This window comes from Mycobacterium sp. SMC-15 (genome assembly GCF_045310925.1).
Taxonomy (GTDB): Bacteria; Actinomycetota; Actinomycetes; order Mycobacteriales; family Mycobacteriaceae; genus Mycobacterium.
The window spans coordinates 281,621-298,867 of sequence record NZ_JBJIAJ010000002.1 but is presented as its reverse complement, the minus strand read 5'-3'; the positions used below and the strand labels follow the sequence as shown (position 1 = coordinate 298,867).

Below are 17,247 nucleotides of genomic sequence, written 5' to 3'. Positions count from 1 at the left end.
ATGACGTCGGGAATCATTGCCACCACATTGGCGATCATCACCTATAGCCTCTGGGTGCGCCGCGACACCTGGTGGACACGCTGGGAGAACGCCGCCACCTTCGCGTTGGCGTTGGAAGCCTGTGCGCTGCTACTGATGTCGCCGTGGGCCGGAGCCAAGATCGGCCCGGTGCTCCATCAGGGTCTCGGGGTGTGGAACGTTCAACAGCTGATCGGCCACCTGTGCCTGATCGTGGCCGTCACGGCGAACATCTATCACATGCTGGTGCGTCTCGCCGACCCCGATCAAGTGCGGTTCATCATGCGCCGCCAGCTCATGATCCCGATCTGGCTGGGCATCGCCGTGATGGTGCCGGCCTACCTGCGCTCCGACCAGGACTACCAGCCCGATGTATTCGCCGCGCCCAGGACCGATACCTGGATGGAGCTGTACCAAGTGGTCGGCTGTGCGCTGGTGATCTATCTCAGCGCCTATGTCAGCCGGCTGATGCTGACCCTGCGGCACGATCCGCGCGCCAAGCCCACCATTGACCTCTACCTGGTCTCGATGGCATTCGCCACCGCCGCATGTCTGATCGTGGTCGGTTCGACGTGGATCGACGGCGACAACGCCAGCCGCTGGATCTGGCTCTGCATCTGTTTGGCGGTGGGCACCTTCGCCTACGGGTCCGCGCGGTCCTGGAAAGCCAAGAGCGCCTGGTTCACCGCCAACGGCGACGAATCGGTGATCGGCGCTCAATGACTCCTGCGTTCGTGGTGGCCACCGTAGCGATGGTCGTCTATTGCCTGTGGGTCCGCCGCGACACCTGGTCGTCACGCTGGGAGGCCGGCGCCACCTTCGCCATCGCGATGGAAGGCAGCGCACTGCTACTGCTGACGCCGTGGGCGGCCACCGAGCTGGGCCCGCCCCTGCACACCCTGTTGGGGCTGTGGAACGTCCAGCAGCTGGCCGGTTGGCTCTGCCTACTCGCGGGGGTGATCGGCAACATCTACCACATGCTGGTGCGCCTCGCCGACCCCGCGCATGTGTGGCCGATCATGCGCAAACACCTTTTGGCGCCAGTGGGTTTGGGCGTTGTGGTGTTGCTGGTTGCGTTCGTCAATTCCACCCGGGGCTTCGAGCCCGACATGTTCGCGCACCTGGCCGGTGACCGCTGGTTGACCGTCTTCGAGGTGACGGCCGGCATGCTGGTGCTGTACCTGAGCGGCTACGTCGCTCGGCTGATGTTGTCGCTGCGGCACGACCACCGGGCCAGGACAACGCTCGTGCTGTACGTGGCGGCGATGGCGTTCGCGCTGGCCGCCTGTCTGGTCGGGATCATCTCGGCCGGTGTCGACGGCTATGCCGGCCCAGCGATCTGGGCCTGCGTCTGCCTGTCGGTGGCGATCTTCGCCTACGGGCTGGCGCGCTCCTGGCAGGCCAAGCGGGCGTGGTTCTCCCCGAAGACCTCCGCCCCGCGAGAAGACCGAAAAAGCGGTCGCTCGTAGCCGCGACGCCAACCCGCCCGGTGGCGCGTCTCGTCAGGCGTCGTCGAGTTCAGCCAGCGCTCGCCGTAGCGCGGTGGCTTCGTCGGCGCCGACGCGGTCGACGAAGTGAACCAACGCGGCCTCGCGCCCGCGGGAGTCGGCGACCTGGTCGAGCGCGTACGACATCAGTTCGGCGACCAGCTCGGCACGGCCCTGCGTCGGCACATAGCGATGGGCACGATTGTCCCGCCGCTGGACCACCAGATTCTTCTTCGCAAGCCGTTGCAGCACAGTCATGATCGTGGTGTAGGCAAGGTTGCGCTTGACGGCCACCGACGCGTGAACTTCGCGGACCGTCAACGCCCCGGACGCCGACCACAGGCACTCCATGACCGTGCGTTCGAGATCACCCAACCCAATTCGCGCAGCCATAACCCTTCACCTCCCGCGGCGATCCGCAGCCGCCTTCGCCATTCGCGAGCGGAACACGAAGAACTCCGCCACATTAGAGGTAAGGCTAACCTAATTTGGCGTCATGCGGGGTTCGGCGGCTGACCACAACGATCCGGTGCACCAAACAGAAAAGCCCCGGCCGTAGCCGGGGCGATCTGTCACTGATGAAAATGTGCGCCCGAAGGGATTCGAACCCCCAACCTTCTGATCCGTAGTCAGATGCTCTATCCGTTGAGCTACGGGCGCCTGTCTTCAGTTGTCGGTCGAGCAAGCCCGGCCGTTGCGGAGGCGAGAGGATTTGAACCTCCGGTCCCCCGTAAAGGGGACAACTCATTAGCAGTGAGTCCCATTCGGCCGCTCTGGCACGCCTCCCGAACTCGTTGAGGGTACCGGATCACTCCCCCAGTTCTGAAACCGCGGGGTGAGTGCGGGGAAGTAGGCCGCCAACGGCACACATATGCTGTGGTCCGTGACCGCCCGACTGCGACCGGAGATCGCCGCGCTGCCGGCTTACGTCGAGGGCAAGACGGTCCCGGGATCGATCAAACTCGCCAGCAACGAGACGGTGTTCCCCCCGCTGCCCAGCGTGGCCAAAGCCGTCGAAGCCGCCCTGGCCACCACCAACCGTTACCCGGACAACGGCTACGCCGCGCTGCGCGCCCGACTGGCCGAGCATGTCGGGTTCGGCCCCGAGCACGTGGCGGCGGGTTGTGGGTCGGTGAGTCTGTGCCAGCAGCTCATCCAGATCAGCACCGGCGCAGGCGATGAGGTGGTGTTCGGCTGGCGCAGCTTCGAGATCTATCCGCTGCAGGTCCGTACGGCCGGAGCCGTACCGGTGCAGGTGCCGCTGCGCGAGCACACCTACGACCTGGACGCGATGCTGGACGCCATCACCGAGCGCACCCGGCTGATCTTCGTCTGCAATCCGAACAATCCGACTTCCACCGTCGTCGACCCCGATGCGCTGGCCCGGTTCGTCGCCGCGGTGCCACCACACATCCTGATCGCCATCGACGAGGCGTATGTGGAGTACATCCGCGACGGCCTGCTCCCCGACAGCCTGGGCCTGGCCCGACGCCACCGGAATGTGGTTGTGCTGCGGACCTTTTCGAAGGCCTACGGGCTGGCCGGTCTGCGCCTGGGTTACGCGGTCGGCGACCCGGAGATCATCACCGCGCTGGGCAAGGTCTATGTGCCCTTCACGGTCTCCAGCGTGGCGCAGGTCGCCGGGATCGCCTCACTGGATGCCGCCGAGGAGCTGCTGGCCCGCACCGACGCGGTGGTCGCCGAGCGGGCCCGGGTAGCGGCGGCACTGCGTGATGCCGGGTTCGAGCTGCCGGATTCGCAGGCCAACTTCGTGTGGCTGCCGCTGGCCGAGCGCACCGCCGACTTCGTGGCCGCCGCCGCGGCGGCCCGCATCGTGGTCCGCCCCTACGGGCAAGACGGAGTGCGAGTGACCATCGGCGCGCCGGAGGAGAACGACGCGCTGTTACGGTTCGCACAGACGTACCGCTGAGGAGGAACTGACATGCACGCGACCGCGACTGCCACCGTCGCCGCACCCGCATCTCGAGTGTGGGCGGTGCTCTCCGACTACGAGGCCATGTCCGACTGGGCCCCCGGTCTGAAGATCACCGTGATCCGGCCGGGAACCCCCGAGCCCAACGGCGTCGGCGCCCAGCGTCGCATCCAGGCGGTGCCGGGGATGGCGCCGCTGGTGGAGGAGATCATCGCGTTCGAGCCGGATCAGCGGCTGAGCTACCGGGGCGTCTCGGGCATCCCCTTCCGCAACTACATCGGCAACGTGGCCCTGCGCTCGACGGGATCCGGCACGGAGATCAGCTACACCGTCAGCGCCGACAACCGCCTGCCCGGGGTCGCCGCGGTGCTGGCACACGGCCTGCTGTTCGGCCTCAAGCGGGCCGTGAACAAGGCCGGCTGAGTCCATACCAGCGCCGAGCGTGAAGGTGGCTTCACGTTCGGCAGAGAAAGGTAGCCCCATGAATGACGAGCTGGCCCGCACCACGTTCGACGCGCTCAAGGCGCGCACCGACCAGATCCCCGACGCCGAGATCGATGCTTTCTGGGCGACGCTGCCGCCGGCCACCGTCGAGCAGATGATCGGCGAGTGGCGCGGCGGAGAGTTCGTCACCGGCCACAAGATGAACGGCCTGTTGGACAAGGCCCGCTGGTTCGGCAAGACGTTCAACTCGCCCACCGACGTGCAGCCGCTGGTGTGCCTGGACGAGGACGGCAACAAGTTCTCCAACGTCAAGCTCGGCAAGGGCGAGGCGAGCCTGTGGGCCGAGGAGTTCCGCGGCGAGGTGGTGGCGACCATGGTCTACGACGGTCAGCCCACCCACGACCACTTCAAGCGGGTGGACGACAACACCGTGCTGGGCATCATGAACGGCAAGGCAGGAGTCCTGGATAACGGCCGGTACTTCTACTTCTACCTGGAACGGGTCTAGCCCGTTCCCGAAAATCCGAGTCATGTAGACCGTTGCCCACCTTTGAGTGACAAACCGCTCAGGGCACTGCCACGCGCCGGTAGTTGTCGCTCGGAGACGGGCAACTGCCGCATTCCCCTGGGCCGGATCTGATTCAGCGCCGCAGCACCAGCTCCCGATCGCGCGCGGTCTGGCTCTGGGCCGCGTGCCGGCGGTGCCGCAGTGAGGCGATGACGGTGACCGTGAGCACGCCGACGATCACCAGCAGCGACGGCCCGGTGCCGATCTCGATGCCGCCGGCGCCGCCTTCGTGCATCGCGTGCATGATCAGCTTCACGCCGATGAATCCGAGGATCAGCGCCAGTCCGTAGGACAGGTACACCAGCCGGTCGAGCAGGCCGTCGATCAAAAAGTAGAGCTGCCGCAGGCCCAGCAGGGAGAAGGCCGTCGCGGTGAACACGAGATAGCTGTTCTGGGTCAGGCCGAAGATCGCCGGGATCGAGTCGAGCGCGAAGAGCACATCGGTGCCGGCGATCGCCAGCATCACCAACACCATCGGGGTGATCGCCCAGCGCCCATCAACGCGGGTGAACAGCCGGTCGCCGTCATAACGCTCGCTGGTGGGCACCACCTTCTTCACCAACCCGACGATGACATCGGGGGCTCGGTGGGCCTCCTCTGCGCTACCCGACCTGAGCATGTTGCCCGCCGCCAGCAGCAGGAGCAGGCCAAAGAAGTAGAAAACCCAGGCGAAACGGTTGATCAGCGCGGCACCGAGCAAGATGAAGCCGGTCCGCGCGGCCAGCGCCATGACGATCCCGAACAGCAGCACCTTCTGCTGGTCGGCGCGCGGCACCCGAAAGGTGGCCATGATGACCAGGAACACGAACAGGTTGTCGACCGAAAGAGCCTTCTCGGTGAGGTAACCGGCGAAATACTCCGAGCCCGCATCGGCGCCACCGAAGGCCAATACGCCGAACCCGAAGAGGACGGCGACGCCGATGTAGCCGGCGGACCAGATCGCGGATTCCTTCAACGTCGGAACATGCGCCTTGCGAACATGCACGAAGAAGTCGAACGCCAGGAGCCCTAGTAGGCCGACGATCGTCAATGCCCATAACCATCCTGCGATGTCCATGTCCTACCCACGCTAGGCAGCTTGAACGACGCTGGATTGGACAGCAGGTTGCCAGGCTATGACCGTCCGGTGAAGGCGATCAGCCTGTGCAGGCTCGATGCCGAATCCGGGACGTCGACAGGGTCGTCGAACCCTGCTCGCACCCGGCCCTCCGGCGTGATGATCGTGTGCGCCAGGTCCAGCACGTATCCGACCAGCGGTTCGGCCGCATTCAGCGTGCGCCCCGTCGCCGTCGCGTAGTCCCACGCGTGCACCAGAAACTCCAGCGCCAGAATGCCCGCAGCCATCTTGGCCGGCAGCTCAGTGGGGCCGAACGCGACGGTGCCGTCCAGACCGCGACCGCGCCAGGCGTCCAGGGCGGGCCGAGCGGCGGACCTGACCTGGCCTGCCACCGAATCGGCGGCATCGCGGGCCGGAAACTCCGCGCCCGCCGCGCCGCCGAGGATGGTGATGGAGTGCAGCAGGTGCTCGGTCAGCTGCGCGACGTCGAACTCTGAGCAGGGCGTCGGATTGGACCATTCGTCGCCGCCGATACCGCTCAGCACCTGCTCCAGCACCGCCCACGCGGCTTCGGCGCCGGCAAGCTCGTCGGCGGGAGGCTGATCAGGGCCGGGTCGCAGATCGGTGGTCATGCGACCACGCTACGGTCTGGAGTATGGCCGAGACCTACGAATCCGTCACCGTCGAGATCAAAGACCACGTCGCCCAGGTCACGCTCATCGGACCCGGCAAGGGCAATGCGATGGGCCCGGCGTTCTGGGCGGAGCTGCCGGAGGTCTTCGCCGAGCTGGACGCCGACCGCGACGTGCGGGCGATCGTGCTGACCGGCTCCGGCAAGAACTTCAGCTACGGGCTGGATCTGGCCGCGATGGGCGGCACCATGACGCCGATGCTGGCCGAAGGCGCGCTGGCCCGCCCGCGGGCGGACTTCCACCGCGAGCTGCAGCGTATGCAGGGTGCGATCACTGCGGTGGCCGACTGCCGGACGCCGACGATCGCGGCGATCCAGGGCTGGTGCATCGGCGGCGGAGTGGACCTGATCTCTGCGGTCGACATCCGCTACGCGTCCGCCGACGCCAAGTTCAGCGTGCGCGAGGTCAAGCTGGCGATCGTCGCCGATGTGGGCAGCCTGGCCCGGCTTCCGCTCATCCTGTCCGACGGTCACCTGCGTGAGCTGGCGCTGACCGGCAAGGACATCGACGCGGCCCGGGCGGAGAAGATCGGCCTGGTCAACGACGTCTACGCCGATGCCGAGGCCTGCCTGGCCGCCGCGCACGCGACCGCGGCCGAGATCGCCGCCAACCCGCCGCTGACCGTCGCGGGTGTCAAGGACGTACTCGACGAGCAGCGCACTGACCGGGTGTCGGCCAGCCTGCGCTACGTGGCGGCATGGAACTCGGCCTTCTTGGCGTCGAAGGACCTGATGGAGGGCATCGGCGCCATCATGGGCAAACGCAAGCCCGAGTTCACCGGCGAGTGATGGCCTGGCTCTTCCTGTTCGGGGCGATCGGTTTCGAGGTCGCCGGAACGCTGTCGATGCGCGCCTCCGACGGCTTCGCTCGATGGCAGTGGGTGATCCCGGTGGCCGTCGGCTATGTGTTGTCCTTCGTGTTGCTGGCGATGGTGCTCAAGCGCGGCATTCCGGTCGGGGTGGCCTACGGCGTCTGGTCCGGTGTCGGAGTCGCGTTGACCGCGGTGCTGGCCCGGTTCTTGTTCGACGATCCGTTCACGCCCATGATGGCCGGTGGCGTGGTGCTGATCGGCGCGGGCGTGTACCTGATGGAGATGGGCGCGCACGCGTGAGCCACGACGTGCCGCACCGCCAGCCGGCCCTGGCCGACATCATCGCCACCCTCGACGTCGACCGCGTCGATGACGAGCACTTCGTGGCCACCCAGCTAGACAACCGGATCCACCACATCGTCGGTGGACATATCGCCGGTCAGGCACTGATCGCGGCCAGCCGCACCGCGCCGGGCCGGGTGCCGCACAGCGTGCACGTCTATTACCTGCGGGCCGGGGACGCCCGCCGTCCCGTCGATCTGCATGTCGAGGTGGCCCGCGACGGCGGCACGCTGTCGACGCGACAGGTCACCGCCCGCCAGGACGGCCAGATCCTGCTCGAGGTGCTGTCGTCGTTCACCACCGCCGTCGACGCACCCGAATACCAGCAGCCGATACCGGATGTCCCCGACCCGGCTTCGCTGCCGTCGTCGCAGGAACAACTGGCGGCCTACGCCGACGAACTGGGCGGCTACTGGGTCCAGCCGCACCCCTTCGACCTGCGCTACGTGGACCCGCCGCCGCGGATCGCCATGGAGCGTGCCGAGCCGTCGCCGCGGTTGCGGTTGTGGTGGAAACCCGCCGCGCCGGTGCCGGCGGATCCCGCGATGCACAGTGCCCTGTTGACCTACCTGTCCGGCACCACGATGGTGGAGGCCGCGCTGGCCATGCGGCGGACCAACCAGGCCAGCACCTTCAACGCGCTGATCGACCATGCGCTGTGGTTCCAGCGGCCCGTCGACCTCTCGGACTGGGTGCTCTCGGATCAGTTCACGCCCAGCGGCATCGCCGGGCGCGGCCTGACAACCTCGACGATGTACAACCGGGCGGGCCAGCTGGTCTGCGTGGCGACCCAGGAACTCTATTTCGGCCGGGGGCCGCGTAGCTGAGGTCTTCCGGGCCACCAACGTAACCTGGCGGGCATGACACCCGACGGCACCGTCCGTATCCCCGCCGACCTCGATGCCGTCACCGCAATCGGCGATGAGGACCACTCCGGTATCGACCCGGCGGCCGTGGACCGGATCTGGCGGGCCGCCCGGCACTGGTATTCCGCCGGCCTGCACCCCGCCATCCAGTTGTGCCTGCGCCACAACGGCCGGGTGGTGCTCAACCGCGCGATCGGGCATGGCTGGGGTAACGGCCCTGAAGACCCGGACGACGCGGAGCTGATTCCGGTGAGCGTGGACACGCCGTTCTGTGTGTACTCCACCGCCAAGGCCATCACCAGCACCGTGATGCACATGTTGGCCGAACGCGGCGCCTTCTCGCTGGACGATCGCGTCAGCGACTATCTGCCCGACTACGGCCGGCACGGCAAGCACCGCACCACGATTCGGCACGTGATGACGCACAGCGCCGGGGTGCCGTTTGCCACCGGCCCCAAGCCCGACCTCAATCGCGCCGACGACCCCGAGTACGCGCAGGCGCAGCTGGCCAACCTGCGGCTGGTGTACCCGCCCGGACTGATGCACATGTATCACGCACTGACCTGGGGGCCGCTGACCCGCGAGATCGTGCGGGCGGCCACCGGCAAGGACATCCGCGACGTGCTGGCAACGGAGATCCTGGACCCGCTGGGCTTCCGATGGACCAATTACGGCGTTGCCCCACAAGATATTCCGCTGGTGGCGCCCAGCCATGCCACCGGTGTCCAGCCGACCGGTGCCGCGGTCGCGGTGTTCCGCAAAGCGATCGGCGGGTCGGTGCACGAGATCATTCCGGTGACTAACAGCCCGTTCTTCCTGAGCACGGTGGTGCCGTCGTCGAACACCATCTCCACCGCGTTCGAGCTGTCGCGGTTCGCCGAGATCTGGCGCCGCGGAGGCGAACTCGACGGGGTGCGGGTGCTGTCGCCATCGACGTTGCAGGACGCTGTGCGTCAGTGCCGCCGGTTGCGGCCCGATGTCGCGACCGGGCTGGCGCCGCTGCGCTGGGGCACCGGCTACATGCTGGGGTCGAAGCGATTCGGGCCGTTCGGACGGGGCGCGCCGGCCGCGTTCGGGCATCTGGGCCTGGTCAACTGCGCCATCTGGACCGACCCGGAGCGGGGGCTGTCGGCCGGGCTGATCTCCAGCGGCAAGCCCGGCCAGGACCCGGAGGCCAAGCGCTACACCGCGCTGATGAATTGTATTGCGGCGGAGATGCCCATCTCTTTGCGTTGACTCTGCGCTCAGGGCGGGAAAGTGCGAGTAGGGCGCGCCGTGAGCGCAGAGTCAACGGAATAGACCGCAGACGCGACCGCGGCCGCCGAGTCCGGTGAGGGACTCGACGGCCGCGAGACGCGATCTGTCGGCGTTAGCCGGGGTTACCGGGCTGACCGTCTGCGCCGGTGTTGCCGTCTGCGCCGGGGTTCCCACCTGGGCCGCCCGGACCACCGGTGCCACCGCTACCGCCAGTGCCTGGGTCGCCGGCCGCGCCGCCCGTCCCGCTGCCGGTTGGGACACCGCCGTTGCCGGCATTTCCGCCCGTCCCGCCGTTCGCACCAGCGCCACCGTTGCCGCCGTTGCCGTCGTCGCCGCTGACGCTGGTCCCGCCGACACCACCCTTGCCACCGTTACCGCTGGCACCGCCCTTGCCACCGTCGCCGCCGGCCAGACCATTGCCTTGGGCGTCGGTGCCTCCGTTGCCACCGGCTCCGCCGACGCCGCCCGCGCCACCCGCACCGCCGACCCCACCGGCTCCGCCGGTGCCGCCTTGCGAGGTGCCGCCGGTGCCGCCTTCACCACCGTTGCCGGCCTTGCCGCCGGCGGTGCCATTGCCACCGGCCCCATTGGCGGGGCTGCTTCCGGCCGTTCCAGCCGTCCCGGCACCGCCCTTGCCGCCGGCACCACCGGCGCCACCGTTGCCGTCGGTTCCGGCATTACCCGCGGTGCCATTGGTTCCACTGGTGCTCACGCCACCGGCGCCCGCGGTGCCACTGGCGAGGCCGCCGGCCCCACCGGTGCCGCCCTTACCGCCGTCATAGCCGTTGCCGTTCTCGTCGACACCGCCGAGCCCGCCGGCACCACCGGCACCGCCGGCGCCACCATTGCCGGCATTGCCGCCCTTGCCGCCGTTGCCAGTGACCGCGGTCCCGCCAGAACCACCGCTTCCGCCGTTACCACCGGTCCCGCCGCTCCACGCGTCGCCGCCTTCACCGCCCGGATGCTTGATCCCGGCGTGCCCAACGGCACCGGCACCGCCGGTACCGGCGTTACCACCGGTCCCGCCGTTCCCCGTGCCCGTCGCCGCGCCGCCAGTTCCGCCGTTACCCGCGTTGCCGCCGGTGAGGCCGACGCCACCGTTACCGCCGACACCCGCGTTGCCGCCATTGACCGCACCGGCACCGTTGCCGCCGTTGCCGCCGTTGCCGCCGTTACCGCCGGGCCCCGGCTCACCAGAACCGTTGTTAGCGACAGCGCTGACACCGCCCGCACCACCGGCACCGCCGGTACCTGCGTGGCTGGCGCCGAACGGGTTTCCGACGGCCGACACGCCGCCGCTGTTACCGCCTGCCCCACCGTTACCGCCGTCACCACCGGACAGCAGGCCGGCTGCGCCGGCACCACCGGCACCACCGTTACCGCCGGACGCGGTGCCGTCACCACCGGCACCACCGTCACCAGAGTCACCGGCGTGCCCTCCACCTCCGGTCAGTGCGGCCGCAGCAGCTCCACCGGCTCCACCGTTACCGCCGTTACCGCCGGTGCTGGCCACATTGGCACCGGTCGCGCCGGCGGCGCCAGCACCGCCGTCACCACCGGCACCGCCGGTGCCCGAAGCGCCTGCACCGCCGGCACCGCCGTTGCCGCCGTTACCGCCCTTGCTGAAGATGGTCCCGCTGCCCGACGTCCACCCGGTGCTCTTCGCGCCATCGGCGCCATCGCCGCCGTTACCAGCAGTGCCCGCGTTACCGGCAGTCACGCCGCCGCCAGCGCCACCGATGCCGCCGTTGCCGCCGACGTAGGTTCCGGTGCCGGCCTTACCGCCGTCGGCGCCCTGACCACCCACGGCGGTGTCGGTCGCACCGCCGCGGCCGCCGAGTCCACCGTTGCCCCCGGTGGTTTGGACGGTGCCGTCATCGGTGGCTGCGTCACCAGCGTTACCGCCGGCGCCGCCGGCACCACCGTTGCCGTCGGTTGCGTTGCCGCCGGCACCACCGGCGCCGCCGTTGCCGCCCTTGCTGGTCCCGAAACCGCCTTCGCCACCGGCGGTACCGGCGCCGCCGGTATTGGTGCCCTGCGATGCGCCACCGGATCCACCGATGCCGCCGTTGCCGCCGGTCGTTCCGTCGCCGCCGTTGCCAGACGTGCCGCCGTCACCGCCGACGTTCCCGTTGCCGCCCATGCCGCCGGTGCCGCCGTTGCCGCCCTTGCCGAGATAGTCGCCGCTGACCGGATCCTTGTAGCCCTCGCCACCGTTCCCGGCGTTGCCGCCGTCGAAGCCGTTCCCGGTCTCTCCGGCCTGTCCGCGGTCACCGTTGAACTTCACCCCGCCGGCCCCACCGCTGCCGCTTGTTCCACCGTTGCCACCCACGCCGCCGTTCAGGTGGGCTGCGGTGCCGTCACTGACGCCGTTTGCCCCGGCTCCGCCGTTACCGGCGACACCACCGTCACCGCCCTCGCCGCCGTTGCCGAAGTAGTAGCCGCTGCGGCCGCCGGCACCGCCGCCGCCGCCGTAGCCACCATTTTCGCCGTTGCCGGTGCCGGCGTTGGCGTAGGTGCCCGCACCACCGTCGGAACCCTTACCGCCGCTGCCGCCGTTGCCGCCGTTGCCGAAGAGCCAGCCCACCGCGTCGCCGCCGGCACCGCCGGCACCACCGAACGCACCGAGTCCGACGCCGTCACCGCCGTTGCCGCCGTTGCCGCCGATACCCATGAAGGAGCCGCCGAAGCCGCCGTCCCCGGCGGCGCTGCTCTCGAACCCGTCACCGCCTGCTCCGCCGTTGCCGAACCAGCCAGCCGCACCGCCGTCGCCGCCGGCTACACCGGCCGCGTCGCTGTCCCAACCGTCGCCGCCGTCGCCGAACCACAGCCCGGCGTCACCACCGTCGGGGTTGAGCGCGGTCCCATCGGCACCGTCGCCGATTAGGAACAGTCCGGAGGATTGGTTGATCCAGCCATTGACGAACTCGCCCAGGTCACTGTTGATCCAGGCCTCCACACCGAAGTGCAGTGGCTGGTAGAGCCACTGGTCGATGATCGTGGACATGTCGAAGAGGCCGCCGGCAGCGGGGTCTGCGGCGTCGATCGCTGACGCTGCGGGGTCGAACAGGTCCATCAGCCAGTCCAGGCCATCGTCGGCCTGCGCTGGGGGCAAGCCGGTCAGCGGCGTCATTCCGAACGCCAAGAACGCAGTGGCTGCACTACTGGCACCGATCACACGCTTGCGACGCGACTGGCCAGTCTGCTGCTGGCCGCGGCGCCGGTTGCTGCTGTGGCGACGACTCATTGAGGAACACCTTTCATCAGATGTAAATCTTTGGGGTAGTTGAGGTTTGCGATTGCGGATCAGCCGAAGATCCCGTCGAACAGGCTCTCGATTCCGGCGAAGAAGTCGGTGGACTCAGCACCCATGCCGCCGTCGTCGAACACTGCGTCGGGGAGGACTGGCAGTTCGACACCGACCATGGGCGGCGTCACGACGACAGCGCCCTTGCCACTCCAACCCGAGCCCAGCAGGGATCCGACGATCTGACCCCAGGCCTGCCACGCCGCGATCGGGCCGATCCCCTGGCCGTCCATGGCGATTTGGTTGAGCAGCGGGACGCCGACCATCTGTATCCCGATGCCGTTGAAGATCGAGCCGCCGACTGCCGGTACCTCTGCCTCCACTGCGCCGCCGGTACCCAGCACCTGGTACGGCCCGACCGACACCGAGCCGGGGGTGAGCAGACCACCGAAGGCGAACTCCAAGTGGTCCAGGCTCATACCGATCGGGAGGAATCCGGCGTCGTTGATCGCGGGCAGCAGGGAGTCGAGGTCCAGCGTGGCGCCGTTGAGGAAGCCACCCCACATGTTGGCGATGATCTCGTTCAGGCTGTCGCCGTCGTTGATGCTGTTCAGCATGGCGACCCACGGGCTGATGCCAGGCCCCAGTGAACCGATGATGATGGCACTCAGCGGTGAGGTCAGGAAGTCGACGATCGGTATCACCGCATCGGAGTCGACGTCGGGCGGCAAGAAGCTTGGCAACTGGTTGTACAGGAAGGCGTGCCCAGTCAGGCCCGCCCCGTCAAGGGTGTGCTGAGTGACGAGCCCCTTGTCGGTGGCCAACATGTCCTGTACCGCCCAGCCGCCCCGCACCGCCGCCAAATGTCCCTGGATCGCCGTGTTGATTTCGGCGAGCGTGGTGGCGCTCGGGTCATCCAGGAACTGCTGGATGTAGTCCATCGAGTTGGCGAACAGCTGCTGCCAGGCCACCCCGGGCGCCAGCATGTAGTTGTTCAGCAGCGTCGAGGCGTTGGAGGACGCTTCGTTGAGCACGTCCTGCCACGGGTCCGAGAGACCGGCGGTCAGCGCAACCTCGGTGGCCGAGGCGATCGCGGGCGCCGGCGCCACCACCGGCGTGGCGGCGATCAGGCCGGACCCGGCGATGACGACCCCGGCCGTTGCGTAGGGGCGAAGTATGGCGTGCAAGAGGAGCTCCTTCAGGTCATGTGACTCAGCACACGGAACGTAACTGAGGGCGACCTGAAAAACAGCAGTCAGTAAAGGGCCGGCCGCAAAGGGGGACGCCCCAGACGTCGTCGGCAATCTGATCGGTCGACAAAATCCCAGGTACACGCGTTAACATGTACCTTCAGCAAACTTTTGACGGCGGTTAAATGGTTCAACTGGAAATTACCGACCGGTAAGAATTGAAACACGTTCATTCGCACCAATTCCACGCCTCGGCGGCGCGTAATAGCCGTTGACCTGCATAGTGACGATACGGCGGTAAAGTTCAAGAGCGCTTTGTAGAAACAGGTGTCAAGTATTTTCGCTACAGCACGGATCCCTATTAGGCGAACTTTAGCTAACATGTGGCATCTGGCTGTTGATGCTGGTAGCGAGCGTCTATCTGGCGTGAAGCGTCATGCTCGGGGCGTCCGAATCTCCTGCCAAGCGCCGCGTTACCTGAGAATTTTTGTAGGCCATATCCGGGCTGGTCCGACCCCGGTTATCGCGCTCCGACCTGCGCCCAGTTCTGCTACGGCAGCCCGGTCCGCCGACATACGTCACCCAGGGCGATCGCCTGTTGATGCGACAGCTGATCGAGGTAGAACGCGCGGATCCCGCGCGCGTAGGTCACCACCGCAGACGCGAACCGTTTTCTGCCCTCAGCGGTGATGTGGGCAAGCACCGCTCGGCGGTCGTCGGGATGCGGCCGCCTACCGACTAGAGCCTGAGCCTCCAGGTGATCGATCAGTGACGTCACCCGGCTGGGCGCCAGCGCGAAAGCCTTGGCCAGGTCCCGCATTCGGGCCGAACCGGTCTCCGAACTGGCCAGCCGGTCCAGCACCAGGACCTCGAAGAGGGTCAATCCGTGGGCGTGGACGAGGCTGTCGTTCAACGCGGCAAACAGGCGTTCGGAAGTGTCCACGAACTGGTGCACGCACGCGCTTTCGGCGGCGTCGAGCACCGGCAATTCCCACACTGGCCGCTCAAGAGCCCGCAGGTGCCCCATCGGGCGATGTTAGCTACGTGACGTGGCGACCGGTGCTTGATTCGGCAACTTGATGCCGACAGGCTGGGCGAGAGGCTAGCGATTCAATCGAGCGTCGACTTTTTCGGAAGGTCTGCAGCTTCCAGTGAGGCGCTGATCTGATGGCAACTGGCACCCAGAGCAAGCATCTGCTGGCGGGACATCTGGTTCACATAGAGGCGGCGGATCTGTTCGGCATAGGTCTTGCGGGCCTCCCCCAACCTCTTGCGCCCCTCCGGGGTGAGCTCGGCGCGCACGCCCCGCCCATCACCGGGGATCGGGATCCGGCGGACCAAGCCGCGGCTTTCCAGACGCCTAGTCAGCCAGGTGACTCGACTGCGGAGCAGCATGAGCGCTGCGGCCAGTTCGCTCATTCGGACAGAACCGGTCTCGGACTTGGCGAGCAGATCCAGCAGGCGAAGCTCGGACAGGTCAAGCCGGTGGCGGCCCAACAGGCTTCGGTTCAGCGCGGTCAACAGACCCGTCGATGACTCGACGAAAACCTGCCAGGAATTCTGTTCGATGTCCTCGAGCCCCGGCAGCCGCATCGCCGGCACCTGACCCCCTGTGTCCTCCACGGCGGGCGACGGTACCGAAACACTTCCCACAATGACCACGAAAAACGGGGCAGTTTGCATCCTGCTGCATACATCAGTGATGCTCGCCGCCAGCCCGCAACGCCCGCGGGTGACGCATCCAGGCTTCTCACAGGCCCTTTTAGGGCAGTGCCAGCAAATATGTAAATCCGGGCGATTGATTCAACCGGCAACTAACTCGCGGGTAGTAATCAGAACGTGTTCTAGCAGCGGTCTGAGGTAGCCGCCAAGTACCGCATCGCGCCGGTAACTGCTGTACACATGCGATGTCCGTGCCCAACGAGCATTGGCTGAGAACTGTGGCACCGAACGGCCGTAATGCATATCCCAGCGACTTCACAGCGAGCGAGAAACCGCGCATGAGCAAACCCTGGGGCGCTGCATCGTTGACGCCAGATCAGAGCGGTAGCTTGGTCGCAGACTCCCCGTGAGCTTCTCGGGAGACATAGAGCGCCGAGTCGACCTGCTTCAGTCCGGAGTTGATCCGTCGGCAATTCTCCTCGAGAGTGGCGAGTTGGCGCCGCGACAGGGTGCCTATGAGATGGGTCTTGACCCCTTGGGCGTAGTTGAGACTGGCATGACCGGCCACCCGCCGGCCGTCGTCGGTGATCCGAGCGACCACACCACGCCGGTCATCGGAATTCTGTTCGCGCCGAACGAAACCCCGCTCTTCGAGTCGCCGGATTCGCTTGGTCATGTGGTGCGGGTTCGCGCCCAGTGCGTCGGCCAGGTCGCCCATCCGCGCCGCACCGTCCTCGGACTTGTCCAGGATGTCTAGCACCCGCAAGTCGATGACCGAGAGTTGGTGCGCTTCGGTCAGCCAGCGATCCATCGTGGTGTGAAAGCGCAACGCAGCGTGCAGGAAGTTTTGCCACGACTTCTGCTCGGCGATGTCCAATCCGGGCAGATCACTGGGGGTACGTCGACGAGACGGACGTTGCATGCCGTCATGTTAGCCAGGCGTTGCCATAGCGCGTCAACATCATTGCGATAGCTAGTTCGCCCACCAGTGGACACACGCCCGCCGCAGGCGCGACAAACGCCACCGCTAATTGGATGCAAACCGGCGATATCCTCAGCATCGGCCCCGCACCACGGTGACATGACTGCAGTGTCGGCTCGGAAATCCGTTTTATTCTAGAGGCTTTTAGTTGCACTAGAGAAGCTCAGCGGGCGACGGCGGGTTTCTCATCTGAATGCATACTGACAACATAAGGTCGAGTGTTGCGGGCGGTTACCGGGCCCGCGGGGTTTCACGTCATGCTGAGTGATTGGGGCGGCGCATCGCCGCCAGCCCGCGCCCTGACCATCGCCCGTGGGGCGCCGCTCTTGCCGAAACCGATTCTCCGCGAGCGATTACCGCACCGGCATCCCAGGAGCTGTTCAACCGGTTGATCGGGAGCAACACGGCGCGCGACAGACGAATTCTTAACCGGCAGTTGAGACTCGGAGGCACCCGACGGAGGCGCAGCCGACCGGACGATGGACCGGTTCTTTGCTGAGTCGGTTGTCCGGGAGCTGAGGCCGGGGGAAACCCCTAGGAAGGGATGCGCCGGGCTTGGATGGCGGTGGCGGAGGGATTTGAACCCCCGGACGGTGTTAGCCGTCTCTCGCTTTCAAGGCGAGTGCATTAGGCCGCTCTGCCACGCCACCGCGGGAAATCGTACCTTGGCCGGATCAGTGCTCCCGAGCAG

17 protein-coding genes and 3 tRNA genes are annotated in these 17,247 nt (G+C 67.1%); 9 read left to right on the top strand and 11 right to left on the bottom strand.

What is annotated here, in order from left to right; genetic code table 11:
• Window positions 1-741: a hypothetical protein gene (locus ACJH71_RS04120; RefSeq protein ID WP_406756770.1), complete on the top strand. Its 741-nt coding sequence runs from the start codon at window positions 1-3 to the stop codon at window positions 739-741.
• Window positions 738-1,487: a hypothetical protein gene (locus ACJH71_RS04115; RefSeq protein WP_406756769.1), complete on the top strand. Its 750-nt coding sequence runs from the start codon at window positions 738-740 to the stop codon at window positions 1,485-1,487. Before ACJH71_RS04120 ends, ACJH71_RS04115 begins: the two co-directional genes overlap by 4 nt.
• A 33-nt stretch (window positions 1,488-1,520) precedes the next feature.
• On the opposite strand, the gene ACJH71_RS04110 is transcribed toward ACJH71_RS04115, so the two are convergent.
• From ACJH71_RS04110 to ACJH71_RS04100, 3 genes are all read right to left on the bottom strand, one after another.
• Complete coding sequence (locus ACJH71_RS04110; RefSeq protein ID WP_406756768.1) at window positions 1,521-1,898, bottom strand: BlaI/MecI/CopY family transcriptional regulator; 378 nt, start codon at window positions 1,896-1,898, stop codon at window positions 1,521-1,523.
• A 194-nt stretch (window positions 1,899-2,092) separates the two neighbouring features.
• Window positions 2,093-2,165 (bottom strand) — tRNA-Arg (locus ACJH71_RS04105).
• 37 nt (window positions 2,166-2,202) lie between these two features.
• Window positions 2,203-2,291 (bottom strand) — tRNA-Ser (locus tag ACJH71_RS04100).
• 97 nt (window positions 2,292-2,388) lie between these two features.
• Here ACJH71_RS04100 and hisC point away from each other — a divergent pair.
• Genes hisC through ACJH71_RS04085 form a run of 3 tightly spaced genes read left to right on the top strand, consistent with a single transcriptional unit; the run spans window position 2,389 to window position 4,390 of the window.
• The gene (gene hisC / locus ACJH71_RS04095; protein WP_406756767.1) at window positions 2,389-3,435 is read left to right on the top strand and encodes a histidinol-phosphate transaminase; all 1,047 of its coding nucleotides are present in this window, start codon (window positions 2,389-2,391) and stop codon (window positions 3,433-3,435) included.
• Window positions 3,436-3,447: 12 nt separating this feature from the next.
• Window positions 3,448-3,861 (top strand): SRPBCC family protein, encoded by a 414-nt coding sequence (locus ACJH71_RS04090; RefSeq protein WP_406756766.1) that lies wholly within the window; start codon window positions 3,448-3,450, stop codon window positions 3,859-3,861.
• Window positions 3,862-3,919: 58 nt separating this feature from the next.
• A complete protein-coding gene (locus ACJH71_RS04085) occupies window positions 3,920-4,390 on the top strand; it encodes a DUF4334 domain-containing protein (RefSeq protein ID WP_406756765.1) in 471 nt (156 codons plus the stop codon).
• 133 nt (window positions 4,391-4,523) lie between these two features.
• On the opposite strand, the gene ACJH71_RS04080 is transcribed toward ACJH71_RS04085, so the two are convergent.
• Both ACJH71_RS04080 and ACJH71_RS04075 read right to left on the bottom strand, forming a co-directional pair.
• Window positions 4,524-5,507, bottom strand: a complete 984-nt coding sequence (locus ACJH71_RS04080) for a TerC/Alx family metal homeostasis membrane protein (protein WP_406756764.1) — start codon at window positions 5,505-5,507, stop codon at window positions 4,524-4,526.
• Between the two features lie 56 nt (window positions 5,508-5,563).
• Complete coding sequence (locus ACJH71_RS04075) at window positions 5,564-6,139, bottom strand: TIGR03086 family metal-binding protein (RefSeq protein ID WP_406756763.1); 576 nt, start codon at window positions 6,137-6,139, stop codon at window positions 5,564-5,566.
• A 23-nt stretch (window positions 6,140-6,162) separates the two neighbouring features.
• On the opposite strand from ACJH71_RS04075, the gene ACJH71_RS04070 reads away from it, so the two are divergent.
• Genes ACJH71_RS04070 through lipE form a run of 4 tightly spaced genes read left to right on the top strand, consistent with a single transcriptional unit; the run spans window position 6,163 to window position 9,454 of the window.
• Window positions 6,163-6,987, top strand: coding sequence for a crotonase/enoyl-CoA hydratase family protein (locus ACJH71_RS04070; protein ID WP_406756762.1), 825 nt, complete (start codon window positions 6,163-6,165; stop codon window positions 6,985-6,987).
• Complete coding sequence (locus ACJH71_RS04065) at window positions 6,987-7,310, top strand: multidrug efflux SMR transporter (RefSeq protein ID WP_406756761.1); 324 nt, start codon at window positions 6,987-6,989, stop codon at window positions 7,308-7,310. The genes ACJH71_RS04070 and ACJH71_RS04065 overlap by 1 nt, the downstream gene beginning before the upstream one ends.
• Entirely contained in the window at window positions 7,307-8,179 is an 873-nt protein-coding gene (locus ACJH71_RS04060; protein WP_406756760.1) for an acyl-CoA thioesterase, read from the top strand. The genes ACJH71_RS04065 and ACJH71_RS04060 overlap by 4 nt, the downstream gene beginning before the upstream one ends.
• A gap of 33 nt (window positions 8,180-8,212) precedes the next feature.
• Window positions 8,213-9,454, top strand: coding sequence for a lipase LipE (lipE, locus tag ACJH71_RS04055; protein ID WP_406756759.1), 1,242 nt, complete (start codon window positions 8,213-8,215; stop codon window positions 9,452-9,454).
• A 133-nt stretch (window positions 9,455-9,587) separates the two neighbouring features.
• On the opposite strand, the gene ACJH71_RS04050 is transcribed toward lipE, so the two are convergent.
• The 6 genes from ACJH71_RS04050 to ACJH71_RS04025 form a co-directional block, all read right to left on the bottom strand.
• On the bottom strand, window positions 9,588-12,722 hold the full coding sequence (locus tag ACJH71_RS04050) for a PGRS repeat-containing protein (protein WP_406756758.1): 3,135 nt from the start codon (window positions 12,720-12,722) through the stop codon (window positions 9,588-9,590).
• A 59-nt stretch (window positions 12,723-12,781) separates the two neighbouring features.
• Window positions 12,782-13,909: an outer membrane porin GjpA gene (gjpA, locus tag ACJH71_RS04045; protein ID WP_406756757.1), complete on the bottom strand. Its 1,128-nt coding sequence runs from the start codon at window positions 13,907-13,909 to the stop codon at window positions 12,782-12,784.
• 553 nt (window positions 13,910-14,462) lie between these two features.
• Window positions 14,463-14,939 (bottom strand): MarR family winged helix-turn-helix transcriptional regulator, encoded by a 477-nt coding sequence (locus ACJH71_RS04040; RefSeq protein WP_406756756.1) that lies wholly within the window; start codon window positions 14,937-14,939, stop codon window positions 14,463-14,465.
• Window positions 14,940-15,022: 83 nt separating this feature from the next.
• A complete protein-coding gene (locus ACJH71_RS04035) occupies window positions 15,023-15,505 on the bottom strand; it encodes a MarR family winged helix-turn-helix transcriptional regulator (RefSeq protein WP_406756914.1) in 483 nt (160 codons plus the stop codon).
• Between the two features lie 445 nt (window positions 15,506-15,950).
• Entirely contained in the window at window positions 15,951-16,496 is a 546-nt protein-coding gene (locus tag ACJH71_RS04030; RefSeq protein WP_406756755.1) for a MarR family winged helix-turn-helix transcriptional regulator, read from the bottom strand.
• A gap of 620 nt (window positions 16,497-17,116) precedes the next feature.
• Window positions 17,117-17,206: transfer RNA gene (locus tag ACJH71_RS04025), tRNA-Ser, on the bottom strand.
• Between the last annotated feature and the right edge of the window lie 41 nt (window positions 17,207-17,247).